11 protein-coding genes are annotated in these 12048 nt (G+C 67.9%); 8 read left to right on the plus strand and 3 right to left on the minus strand.

Annotated elements, in window-relative coordinates; genetic code table 11:
- Positions 1–61 precede the first annotated feature (61 nt).
- From ACO2Q1_RS02650 to mmsB, 6 genes are all read left to right on the plus strand, one after another.
- Entirely contained in the window at positions 62–1564 is a 1503-nt protein-coding gene (locus ACO2Q1_RS02650) for a CoA-acylating methylmalonate-semialdehyde dehydrogenase (protein ID WP_423327994.1), read from the plus strand.
- A gap of 168 nt (positions 1565–1732) precedes the next feature.
- Positions 1733–2908, plus strand: a complete 1176-nt coding sequence (locus ACO2Q1_RS02655; RefSeq protein ID WP_423327995.1) for an acyl-CoA dehydrogenase family protein — start codon at positions 1733–1735, stop codon at positions 2906–2908.
- Between the two features lie 54 nt (positions 2909–2962).
- Positions 2963–3241 (plus strand): type II toxin-antitoxin system Phd/YefM family antitoxin, encoded by a 279-nt coding sequence (locus tag ACO2Q1_RS02660; protein ID WP_423327996.1) that lies wholly within the window; start codon positions 2963–2965, stop codon positions 3239–3241.
- Entirely contained in the window at positions 3222–3635 is a 414-nt protein-coding gene (locus tag ACO2Q1_RS02665) for a type II toxin-antitoxin system VapC family toxin (protein WP_423327997.1), read from the plus strand. Before ACO2Q1_RS02660 ends, ACO2Q1_RS02665 begins: the two co-directional genes overlap by 20 nt.
- Positions 3636–3639: 4 nt before the next feature.
- The gene (locus ACO2Q1_RS02670) at positions 3640–4689 is read left to right on the plus strand and encodes an enoyl-CoA hydratase/isomerase family protein (protein WP_423327998.1); all 1050 of its coding nucleotides are present in this window, start codon (positions 3640–3642) and stop codon (positions 4687–4689) included.
- Between the two features lie 265 nt (positions 4690–4954).
- Positions 4955–5851: a 3-hydroxyisobutyrate dehydrogenase gene (mmsB, locus tag ACO2Q1_RS02675; protein WP_423327999.1), complete on the plus strand. Its 897-nt coding sequence runs from the start codon at positions 4955–4957 to the stop codon at positions 5849–5851.
- Position 5852: 1 nt separating this feature from the next.
- Here mmsB and ACO2Q1_RS02680 read toward each other — a convergent pair whose 3' ends face one another.
- From ACO2Q1_RS02680 to ACO2Q1_RS02690, 3 genes are all read right to left on the minus strand, one after another.
- The gene (locus ACO2Q1_RS02680; protein WP_423328000.1) at positions 5853–9020 is read right to left on the minus strand and encodes an efflux RND transporter permease subunit; all 3168 of its coding nucleotides are present in this window, start codon (positions 9018–9020) and stop codon (positions 5853–5855) included.
- A gap of 2 nt (positions 9021–9022) precedes the next feature.
- Entirely contained in the window at positions 9023–10180 is a 1158-nt protein-coding gene (locus ACO2Q1_RS02685) for an efflux RND transporter periplasmic adaptor subunit (protein WP_423328001.1), read from the minus strand.
- A 124-nt stretch (positions 10181–10304) separates the two neighbouring features.
- A complete protein-coding gene (locus tag ACO2Q1_RS02690) occupies positions 10305–10643 on the minus strand; it encodes a hypothetical protein (protein ID WP_423328002.1) in 339 nt (112 codons plus the stop codon).
- Positions 10644–10825: 182 nt separating this feature from the next.
- Between ACO2Q1_RS02690 and ACO2Q1_RS02695 the strand changes: the two genes are divergently transcribed.
- Together ACO2Q1_RS02695 and ACO2Q1_RS02700 are read left to right on the plus strand one after the other, a co-directional pair.
- Positions 10826–11707: an ABC transporter ATP-binding protein gene (locus ACO2Q1_RS02695; protein ID WP_423328003.1), complete on the plus strand. Its 882-nt coding sequence runs from the start codon at positions 10826–10828 to the stop codon at positions 11705–11707.
- 16 nt (positions 11708–11723) lie between these two features.
- Entirely contained in the window at positions 11724–12032 is a 309-nt protein-coding gene (locus tag ACO2Q1_RS02700) for a hypothetical protein (RefSeq protein ID WP_423328004.1), read from the plus strand.
- Positions 12033–12048 lie beyond the last annotated feature (16 nt).

The raw sequence follows: 12048 nt of genomic DNA on the forward strand, positions 1-12048 counted from the left end.
CCGTCTATAGGACGCGCAAACAGCGGCGGTCGAACCGCTTCTTAGCGTCCAGGAACCCATCATGCGCGACATCAACCACTTCATCGGCGGGGCGAGCTTCGTCGGCGGGTCCGGCCGTTTCTCGGACGTTTTCAACCCTTCGACGGGGGAAGTTCAGGCCCGCGTTCAACTCGCGACGCCCGAGGAACTGGATCGCGCGGTTCAGAACGCCCAGGCGGCCTTCGACGGCTGGTCCTCGACCAACCCCCAGCGCCGCGCGCGGGTGATGTTCGAGTTCAAGCGGCTGGTCGAGGCCAATATGCAGGACCTGGCCGAACTGCTGTCGTCCGAGCACGGCAAGGTCATCGCCGACTCCAAGGGCGACATCCAGCGCGGGCTTGAGGTGATCGAGTTCGCCTGCGGCATCCCCCATGCGGTGAAGGGCGAATACACCTGGGGCGCGGGCCCCGGCATCGACGTCTATTCGATGCGCCAGCCGCTGGGAGTCGTGGCGGGCATCACCCCGTTCAACTTCCCCGGCATGATCCCGATGTGGATGTTCGGCGTGGCCATCGCCGTCGGCAACACCTTCATCCTGAAGCCGTCGGAGCGCGATCCGTCGGTGCCGGTGCGTCTGGCCGAACTGATGCTGGAGGCCGGGGCGCCCGAGGGCGTGCTGAACGTGGTCCACGGCGACAAGACGGCGGTGGACGCCATCCTGACCCATCCGCAGGTCCACGCGGTCAGCTTCGTCGGCTCGTCCGACATCGCCAACTATGTCTATCAGGTCGGCGCCCAGCACGGGAAACGCGTCCAGGCCATGGGCGGGGCCAAGAACCACGGCATCGTCCTGCCCGACGCCGACATGGATCAGGTCATCAAGGACCTGTCGGGCGCGGCCTTCGGTTCCGCCGGCGAGCGCTGCATGGCCCTGCCGGTCGTGGTGCCTGTGGGCCAGAAGACCGCCGACACCCTGCGCGAACGGATGGTCGCCGAGATCGAATCCCTGCGCGTCGGCGTCTCGACCGACGCGGGCGCCCATTACGGCCCCGTCGTCACCGCCGCCCACAAGGCGCGTGTCGAGGGCTGGATCGATCAGGGCGTCAAGGACGGCGCCGAACTGGTGGTCGATGGTCGCGGCTTCAGCCTGCAGGGCCACGAGAACGGCTTCTACGTCGGCCCGTCCCTGTTCGACCATGTCACCCCGACGATGGAGTCCTACAAGGAGGAGATCTTCGGACCCGTTCTGCAGATCGTCCGCGCTAACAGCTTCGAGGAGGCCCTGGCCCTGCCGTCCAAGCACCAGTACGGCAATGGTGTAGCCATCTTCACCCAGAACGGTCGCGCGGCCCGCGACTTCGCCGCCCGGGTGAACGTCGGCATGGTCGGCATCAACGTCCCCATCCCGGTGCCGGTCGCCTATCACACCTTCGGCGGCTGGAAGCGCTCGGCCTTCGGCGACACCAACCAGCACGGCATGGAGGGGGTGAAGTTCTGGACCAAGGTCAAGACCGTCACGGCGCGGTGGCCGGACAGCGAACTGGAACACGCGGACAGCTCGTTCGTCATTCCGACGATGGGTTAAGCCTGCTCCGCCGCTCCACCTCCGTCATCCTCGGGCTTGTCCCGAGGACCCATGGCGGAGGAAGCGCGGATGGCGGTCCGGGGCGGCGTTGCTCAACGCCAACCCGTCGCGCGTGCTGAACAATGGGTCCTCGGGACAAGCCCGAGGATGACGATTTAAGGGGTACCGATGCACTTCGCCCTCACCGACGACCAGCGCGCCATTCAGGACGCGGCTCGCGCCTTCGCCGAGGCGGAGCTGGCGCCCCATTCGGCCCATTGGGACGAGGAGAAGATCTTCCCCGTCGAGACCATGAAGGCCGCCGCCGAGATGGGCTTCTGCGGCATCTACGCCGGGGAGGAACATGGCGGCATGGCGCTCGGCCGGGTCGAGGCGGCGGTGATCTTCGAGGAGCTGGCGCGCGGCGATGTGGCGACCGCCGCCTTCATCTCGATCCACAATATGTCGACCTGGATGATCGACAAGTTCGGGTCGGACGACTTGCGGGCGCGCTATGTGCCGTCGCTTGTGGCGATGGAACGGCCCTCAAGTAGCGAAGCGATAGGGCCACAAAGCTGCATCGCGTCGTATTGCTTGACCGAGCCCGGTTCGGGATCGGATGCGGCGGCCATGCGGACGACGGCGGTGCGCGACGGCGACGACTGGGTCCTGAACGGCTCCAAGGCCTTCATTTCCGGCGCGGGCGTGTCGGACGTCTATGTCGTCATGGTCCGCACGGGCGGGGACGGGGCGAAGGGGATTTCAGCCTTCGTCGTCGACAAGGGGACGCCCGGCCTGTCGTTCGGCGCCAATGAGAAGAAGATGGGCTGGAACGCCCAGCCGACCGCCGTGGTCAGTTTCGACGACTGCCGCGTGCCGGCCGCCAACCTGCTGGGTGTCGAGGGCGACGGCTTCAGATACGCCATGGCCGGGCTGGACGGCGGCCGGCTGAACATCGCCGCCTGCTCCATCGGCGGAGCGCGGCTGGCCCTGGAGACGGCTCAGGACTACGTCGCCTCGCGCAAGCAGTTCGGCAAACCCATCGGCGACTTCCAGAACACCCAGTTCAAGCTGGCCGACATGGCGACGGACCTGGACGCCGCCCGGCTGATGGTCCAGCGCGGCGCCTGGGCGATCGACACCGGCCATCCGGAAAAGACCAAATGGTGCGCCATGGCCAAGCGGCTGGCGACCGACAGCTGTTTCCAGATCGCGGACGCCGCCCTGCAACTGCACGGCGGCTATGGCTATCTGAAGGACTATCCGCTGGAGCGGATCCTGCGCGACCTGCGGGTGCACCGGATTCTGGAAGGCACGAACGAGATCATGCGGGTGATCACCGCGCGGGAGCTGGCGCGGGGATGATGGTCAGCACACCCGCAATCTGCTATTCTGACCATAATGGTCAGGAGGTTGGCTGTGCGTGAAGTGGGCATTCTGGAAGCCAAGACAGGTCTGTCCAGCCTCGTGGCTGAAGTCGAACGGACGGGGCAGGAGATCATCCTCACCCGGCATGGCCGCGCGGCGGCCAGGATCGTGCCGGTCGATCCGGCGCCGCAACGCGACCCTGCGACATGGCGAAACACTGTCGAGGGCATACTGGCCCGTCGTGACGCCCAGCCTGTCGTGCCGGGCTTTGATGACCTGAGTTGGGATGAACTGAAGCGGATCGGGCGCGGTGAAGATCGTCACGATTGATGCGTCGGCGGCGGCCAGTTGGATATTCCCGACACAGGCGACGCACGCAGGCGACGCCTTTCTCGCCGCATCGGACGCGCACCGCCTGATCGCGCCGGCCATCTTGCCGTGGGAGCTCGGCAACCAGATTCTCAATCGATCCCGCAAGGCAGGAGTGTCGCCCGCGGCCATGCTCGACGACCTCAGGGCCCTGAATGTCGAGATTGATGCGCCGCCGGCGTCCGAGGCGGTCTTGACGTCTGTGGAGGCGGCCTTGTCGCGTCGGCTCAGTCTGTTCGATAACGCCTACCTCCAACTCTGCCTTGATCGATCGGCGGCTCTGGCCAGTCGCGATGCGGCCCTGCTTCAGGCGGCCCTAGTCGTCGGCGTTGAAATCATTGACCTGCGGGACTGATCCCATGACCGACCAACCCGAAGTCCTGACCCGCATCGACGGCGCGGTCGGCCGCATCACCCTGAACCGGCCCAGGGCGATCCACGCGCTGAACCGGGCCATGTGCGAGACGATGATCTCGGCGCTGCTCGCCTGGCGCGACGATCCGGCCGTGGCCTCGGTCCTGATCGACCACGCGGGCGAGCGCGGCTTCTGCGCCGGGGGCGACATCCGCATGATCGCCGAGAGCGGGGCGGGGGATGCGTCGGAGGCGAAAGCCTTCTTCCAGGCCGAATACCGGTTGAACCACCTGATGTTCGAATACCCCAAGCCGATCACCGCCATTGTGGACGGGATCGTCATGGGCGGCGGTGTCGGGATTTCGGAACCGGCCGACGTCCGCATCGCCACCGAACGCACCACCTACGCCATGCCCGAGACCGGCATCGGCCTGTTCCCCGACGTGGGCGGCGGCTGGTTCCTGCCGCGCCTGCCGGGCCAGACCGGCGTCTGGCTGGCCCTTACCGGCGCGCGGCTGAAGGCGGCGGACACGGTCGCCCTGGGCATCCACACCCACTATGTCGCCTCGGACGCCACGACGGCGCTGACGCAGGAACTTCTGGCCGCTCCCGCCGATCCGAAGGCGGTGGCGGACCGCGTGTCGGGTGATCCCGGCTCGTCGCCGCTGGCCCCTCACCGGGAGGCAATCGACCGGCTGTTCGCCCCTGACACGGTCGAGGCGATCTTCGCGGCGCTGGAGGCCGACGGGTCCGAATGGGCGTCGAAGCAGCTCGAAATCCTGAAGACCAAGTCGCCCCAGTCGTTGAAAGTTTCGCTGCGCCAGATCCGCACCGGGGCGACCCTGGCGACCTTCGCCGACGACATGGCGATGGAGTATGCGCTGGGCGGCCGGGTCGTCCGCACCCACGATTTCCAGGAAGGCGTTCGCGCCGTGATCGTTGACAAGGACAATGCGCCGAAGTGGTCGCCGGACACGCTGGAAGGGGTCAGTGACGCCCTGCTAGACGAATTGTTCGCGCCCCTGCCGCCCCCAGAAGCCTGGACGCCGCTTTGAAAAATTTCACCGAGCCTCCCGGCGAAGGCCGGGATTCAGCTCACTTTCCGGATCGCCGGACGGGCCCAGGAAACGCGAATATGCAGAGACCATCCGAGCTGCATCGCGTTTATCTGTGACGATTGCGCGGCGTCCATCCGGCCGAGGTCTGGAATGGGTGTATGATGGCGCCTATGGCCCCTGACACGCCTTCCCCCGGTGATCTGGACTCTACGGACTATCTCAACCCTTTTTCAGAGCCCCGCAGAGGGCGGAGGAACGTGACATGACCCGCATCGCCTTCATCGGCCTCGGCAACATGGGCGGCGGCATGGCCGCCAATCAGGCGAAGGCCGGGCATCGGGTCGCCGCCTTCGACCTGTCCCAGGCGGCGCTGGAGCGGGCGGAGGCCGCAGGTTGCGTCCCGACCGCTTCGGTCACAGAGGCGGTCAGGGACGCCGATATCGTCATCACCATGCTGCCCGCCGGGCCGCATGTGCTGAAGGTCTATTCCGAGCAGATCATCGGCGCGGCGCCGTCCAGCGCCCTGCTGCTGGACTGTTCGACCATCGATGTCGAAACCGCGCGCAGGGTGGCGACCCTGGCCAGGGACGCGGGCTACGCCTTCGCCGATGCGCCGGTTTCGGGCGGCACGGTGGCGGCGGACGCGGGAACCCTGGCCTTCATGGTCGGCTGTGACGAGGGAGATTTCGCCCGTATCGAGGCGGCTCTGGAGCCGATGAGCCGCGCCACCATGCGCGCCGGGGATCACGGCGCGGGTCAGGCGGCCAAGATCTGCAACAACATGATCCTGGGCATCACCATGATCGGCACCTGCGAGGCCGTGGCCCTGGCCGAGAAGCTGGGTCTGGACCCGGTGAAGTTCTTCGACATCGCGTCGAAGTCGTCCGGCCAGAGCTGGAGCGTCAGCAGCTACTATCCCTGGCCCGGCCCGGTGCCGACCGCGCCGTCCAACCGCGACTATCAGGGCGGGTTCGCGACGGCCATGATGCTGAAGGACTTGAAGCTGGCCCAGGAGGCGGCGGCCAAGGCCGGAGCGACCACGCCGATGGGCGCCCAGGCCGAAGCCCTGTACGCCCTGTTCGACGGGCTGGGCCATGGCGGCCGCGACTTCTCCGCAATGTTGCAGATGCTGCGCGGCCGCCTGGACGCCTTGTCCTAACTCAGTCGTTCAGCCTGGCTCTGGGCCGCCAGGCGGCGGCCAGGGTCGGCAGGACGATCAGGGTCAGCAGGGTCGCGGTGGTCAGGCCGCCGATCACCACCGTGGCCAGGGGCTTCTGCACCTCGGCTCCGGGCCCGTAGGCGAAGGCCATGGGCACGAAGCCCAGCACGGCGACCAGGGCCGTGGTCAGGACGGCGCGCAGCCGGCCCACGGCGCCTTCCAGCGCCGCCTGACGGGGCGGCGTCCCCTCGGCCTCCCGCTGACGGATGGCTTGCATCAGCACAAGGCCGTTCAGGGTCGCCACGCCTGATACGGCGATGAAGCCCACGGCCGCCGAGATCGACAGCGGCATCCCCCGCGCCGCCAGCGCCAGGGCGCCGCCGACCAGGGCCAGGGGCACGCCGGCGAACACCAGCGCCGCGTCTCGCCAGGACTTCAGGGCCAGGGCGAGCAGGCCGCCGATGATCAGGAAAACCACCGGCACGATCAGCGCCAGCCGCAGGGAGGCGCGACGCAGGTTCTCGAACTGACCGCCCCAGGAGATCCAGCCCGAGGGCGGCGGCTTCACGCGCTCGGCCACCGCCGCCTGGGCCTCCGCGACGAAGCCGCCCAGGTCACGGCCCCGAACGTTGGCCTGGACCATGATGCGCCGCTTGCCGTCGGCGCGGCTGATCTGGTTCGGCCCCTCCGCGACGTCGAACCGCGCCACAGACGACAGGGGCAGGGTAGGGGCGCCTGCCTCGGCGTTCTCCGGCATGACCGGCAACTGCTCCATGATCGCCGGGTCGTCGCGGAACGGCTCGCCGAGGCGAACCACGACATCGAACCTCCGGTCGCCTTCGTTGACCTGTCCGGCGGCGCGTCCGGCCAGGGCGATGGCCAGGGCGTCCGCGGCATCGGACGCATGCACGCCCTGCGCCGCCGCAGCGGTCCGATCGACGGTCGCCGTGATGGTCGGCTGGCCCGAGACCTGCTCGACCCGGACATCGGCGGCGCCGTCGATCGCCTTCAGCACCGCCGCGACCTCATTGGCGGTCCGTTCCATGGCCGCGAAGTCGTCGCCATGGATCATCACCGCGACGTCGGACCTGACCCCGGCGATCAGCTCGTTGAACCGCATTTCGATCGGCTGTGTGAACTCATAGGCGTTGCCCAGCAGAGGCGCGAGCTCCCCTTCCATTCGGGAGACCAGTTCGGCCTTCGGCAGGCCTGGGTCCGGCCAGTCCCGGCGATCCTTCAGCATGATGAAGGTGTCGGAGATCGACGGCGGCATCGGGTCGGACGCCACCTCGGCGGTGCCAGTTCGGGTGAAGACCCGCGCCACCTCGGGCAGGGCCGCCAGGGTTCGTTCGACGCGGAACTGCATCTCCTGGCTCTGCTCCAGCGAGGTCGAGGGCGCGCGCAGCGCCTGAACCAGGACGTCGCCCTCATCGAGCTGTGGTGCGAACTCCCGGCCCAGGCTCAAAAAGGCGATCAGCCCCACGGCGAAGGCCAGGCCGGCCGCGATGACCACCTGGCGCGGATGGGCCAGGGCGCGATCCAGCATTGGCGCATATCGCGATTTGGCCGCGCGGGTGAGCCGCGTCTCTTCGTGGTCAGCCTTCGGCGCCTTCACGATCAGCGCGGTCATCGCCGGAACGAAGGTGAAGCTCAGGACGAAGGCCGCCGCGAGCGCCAGCATGACGGTCGCGGCCATCGGGCCGAACATCTTGCCTTCGACGCCCTCGAACATCAGCAGGGGCGCGTAGACCAGCAGAATGATCGCCTGGCCGAACGCCGCCGGTCGCGCCATTTCCCGCGCCGCCGCCGCCGCGACTTCCAGCCGTTCCTGGACCGTCAGGTCGCGGCCGACCGCCGCGCGCCGCAAGCCGAGACGGCGCAGGGTGTTTTCGATCACCACCACGGCGCCGTCGACGATCAGGCCGAAGTCCAACGCCCCGAGGCTCAGCAGATTGGCGCTGACCCCCAGCCTGTTCATCGCCGAGGCCGCGAACAGGAAGCTGAGCGGAATGACGAGGGCGGTGATGACGGCCGCCCGGACGTTTCCAAGGGCGAAGAACAGCACGGTGATGACCAGCAGCGCGCCCAAGGCCAGGTTGTGCTCGACCGTCCGGATGGTGGCCTCGACCAGTTCGGTGCGGTCCAGTTCAGGCCTGAGGACCACGCCTGGCGGCAGACTGGGAGCGATGCCGGCCAGCTTTTCACCGACACGCCTGGCGACTTCACGCGAGTTCTCGCCCTGAAGCATCAGGGCGGTGCCGAGGACGGTCTCGCGGCCATCGGCGCTGGCAGAGCCAAGGCGAGGAGCGCGGCCGATCTCGACCTTGGCCACGTCGGAGACGCGGATCACCTGACCGCCGCGATTCAGGATCGGCGTCTGGGCCAGGTCTTCCAGGCTTTTCAGCCGGGCGTCCGCGCGGACGATATAGGCTTCCCCGGCGCGATTGACATAGCCGGCGCCGGCGATGCGGTTGGCGTGCTCCAGCGCCTCCACGAGCTGGACCAGGCCGACGCCGTAGGCCGCGAGACGCCCCGGGTCGGGATGAACCGCGTACTCCTTCACATAGCCGCCGAGCACATCGACCCCGGCGACGCCGGCCACGGTCTTCAACTGAGGCGCCACGATCCAGTCCTGGACCGTCCGCAGGTAGGTGGCCTTTTCCCGATCGGTCGTCAGGCGTTCTCCCTCAGGCGTGACGTAGGGAACGCCGGGCCCGGCGGCTGGGCCGGCCAGTTCCAGCGACCAGATGTAGACCTCGCCCAGCCCGGTCACGACCGGACCCATCGAGGGCGTCAGACCCTCCGGCAGATCCTCTCGCGCGGCCTGAAGCCGTTCGTTGACCAGGTTGCGGGCGAAGTAGATGTCGGTTCGGTCGGTGAAGACCGCCGTGATCTGTGAGAAACCGTGGCGTGACAGTGAGCGGGTTTCGATCAGGCCGGGCATGCCCGCAAGGGCGGTCTCCAGCGGAAAAGTGACCTGCCGCTCGACCTCTTCCGGACCCAGTGCGGGAGCGACGGTGGTCACCTGGACCTGTCGGTTGGTAATGTCAGGCACGGCGTCGATGGGAAGACGCAGCAGTTCGCGGCCGCCGAGCAATGCCAGAACCATAGCCAGTCCGACGACAAGCCAGCGATGGCGAACCGAGGCGTCGATGATGCGATTCAGCATGATCAATGTCCGTGCTCCGCCGCGCCCTTGGCCAATTCGGCCTTGAGCAGGAAGGCGCCGGATCCGGCGATCCGTTCGTCGCCGCTTAGGCCCGACAGGATCTCGATCCGTCCATCCGAAGTCCTGCCGGTCGTCACCGCGCGGGCGCGAAAGCCGCCCGTCTCCACGACGAATACGGAGGCGACGCCCTCGACCGTCTGAACGGCGTCCATGGGGACGACGACAGCGCCATCGCCGCCGCCGGCGGAAATTCGCGCGGACACCACCGAGCCGGCGGGCGGTGTCTGACCTGTCGGCCGGGCGCGGACCACGACCACTCCGGCCGCGTTGGCTGGCGCGACGGCGATCACGGTCCCCGTCACGGCCTGGGCGCCGGCGACCGTGCTCTCAAGCGTGTCCCCGATCCGCACCAGACCGGCCGCTGCGGGCGGCGCCTCGAAGACCAGTTCCAGCCGGCGCGAATCTGCGACCGCTGCGACTTGCAGGGCCTCTTCGTGGAGGGTTTGGCCAGGGGCGGCGCTGATCCGCGTGACAATCCCGGCGATCGGGCTGCGCACGACCGTGAGCCCGTCCGATCCCGGCGCGCCGAAGGCGCTCACGCGGGCGCGGGCGGCGCGCAACTGGGCTTCGGCCCTTCTGGCTTCGGCGGCGCTGACGTCCAGTCGGGCCTGGGACACCCACCCCTGTTCCAGCAAGGTCCGGTCGCGGCGTTCAGCGGCGCGGGCGGCTTCGACGGTCGCCTGGGCCGCATCGACATCGGCGCGGGATGCGGCGCCGTCGGGGCTTCTCAGGGTGATCAGTGCAGCCCCGACCTTCACAGGATCGCCCAGACCCACGTGAACCCTTTGGACGGTTCCGGCCAGGGGTGCGTCGACGATCGCCTCGGCGCCGGGACTGAAGCCGACGCGACCGGGCAGCTTCAGTTCTGTCCCACCCCCGCGTTCGGGAGTGATGAGGGTGACGCCGGCGGCGGCGGCGCTGTCCGGGCGCAGGGCGACCCATCCTTCAGGCGCCGGCTCCTCCGCGTGCGCCTCTTCTGTCTCACCTGCGGCCTGTTCGGCGTCGCTTGGCGTGGTCATCAGGCGGGCGGCGCCGAAGCCCAACCCCAGGGCGACGACGACGGCCGCGCCGGTCATCAGCCAATGTTTCTGCAATCTCATATCGATCCTCATCCGGCGCGTGGCCGAACCCATGTTCAAGACCCGGCGCAGGCCGGGCCAGGAGACGCATCGGTGCGAATTTCCGATGGCGCGTGGGAACAGGCCGATCTCGGCCTGGACAGGATCAGGTTCGGGGAGGACGGTCCGGCCCGTCTGGGCGGTCCAGAGGCGCGCCGGGCGTATGCTTCGCCGGACGGGGCAGGGCGAAGGCCGGCCTGGAGGCCTCGCCCGTCAGGGCGGCGGGCGTGGCGGCGTGTGGCGCGTGGCAGCAACCGTTGGCGCAGGCCGGGCCACAGTCGGAACAGGCGTCGCCGGTCCCATCGTCGGCGAGCACAACGGCCACGCTCTGTGGCGTCTCATCAGTGCAGGCGTGGCTTTCGAACGCGGGCAGCGAGAAGACCAGCGTCAGCAGAAGGGCGCTGACGAAGCCCATCCGGCGAAGAATGTCCCGCAAGGCCTGCATGAGCGCTCCATAGCACCGGGCGCATCGACTGTCTTGCTCTGCACCGCAGGCCAAACCTAACAGATCGGTAACTTGCGAGCGCGACGCTAGATTGACAAGGTTCCTTGACTACGCGGGGTCGGATGGGGCCGGACCGCGGGCGCGTCAGTGCGCCGATCTCGAACCTGGGGCAGGGAACCGCCATGCTGTCGATCAAGAATCTCGTCCACGTCTACGGCAATGGGACTCGCGCGCTGGATGACGTCAGTCTGGAGGTGCCGCGCGGCATGTTCGGCCTGCTGGGACCGAACGGAGCGGGCAAGTCCACCCTGATGCGCTCCATCGCCACGCTGCAGACCCCGACGTCAGGCTCGATCGACTTCGACGGCATCGACGTCATCAAGTCGCCGGAACTGCTGCGCCGGACGCTCGGCTACCTGCCGCAGGATTTCGGCGTCTATCCGCGTGTATCCGCCTACGACATGCTCGACCACATGGCGGTGCTGAAAGGGATCGCCGGCGGAAAGGAACGCAAGGAGACGGTCGAGGGCCTGCTGAACCAGGTGAATCTCTGGCCGGTGCGCAAGAAGGCCCTGGCCGGCTTCTCGGGCGGCATGCGCCAGAGGTTCGGCATAGCTCAGGCCCTGATCGGCAATCCCCGCCTGATCATCGTGGACGAACCCACGGCGGGTCTGGATCCGGAGGAGCGCAACCGTTTCCTGAACCTGCTGGCCGAGATCGGCGAACAGGTGGTGATCATCCTGTCGACCCACATCGTCGAGGACGTAGCGGACCTGTGCCCGCGCATGGCGGTGCTGGCGGGCGGCAAGATCCAGCTGGAAGGGGCGCCTGCGGAACTCATGGGGCGACTGGCGGGTCGCGTCTGGAAGAAGACCATCGACAAGGAGGCCCTGGAAGATCACCGCGCCGGGTACGAGGTCATCTCCACCCGCCTGTTCGCGGGCCGCACCGTGATCCACGTCCTGTCGGACCAGCAGCCGGGCGAAGGTTTCGAACCGGCCTCCAGCGGGCTTGAGGACGTCTATTTCTCGACGCTGAGCGCCTCGCGCCGCGCCGCCGCCTGATCCGGAGACCCGACGCATGTTCGCCAAGGTCGCCGCCTTTGAGCTCCGCTACCAGCTACGCCAGCCAGCCTTCTGGGTCATCTCCATCCTGTTCGGTCTGATGGGTTTCGGCCTCATCGCCGCAGGGGACAACATCTCGATCGGAGGAGGGGGCAATACGCACCTCAACTCGCCGTTTTCGCTGATCCTGACGCACATGGTGCTGGCCGTCTTCTTCATGCTGGCGACCACGGCCATCGTCGCCAATGTCGTGGCGCGGGATGCGACGACCGGCTTTGGGCCCATGATTCAGTCCAGCCGCCTGTCGAAGTTCGACTATCTGTAAGGGCGCTTCCTCGGGG

Source organism: Brevundimonas sp. VNH65 (assembly GCF_049445955.1).
Classification (GTDB): Bacteria; Pseudomonadota; Alphaproteobacteria; order Caulobacterales; family Caulobacteraceae; genus Brevundimonas.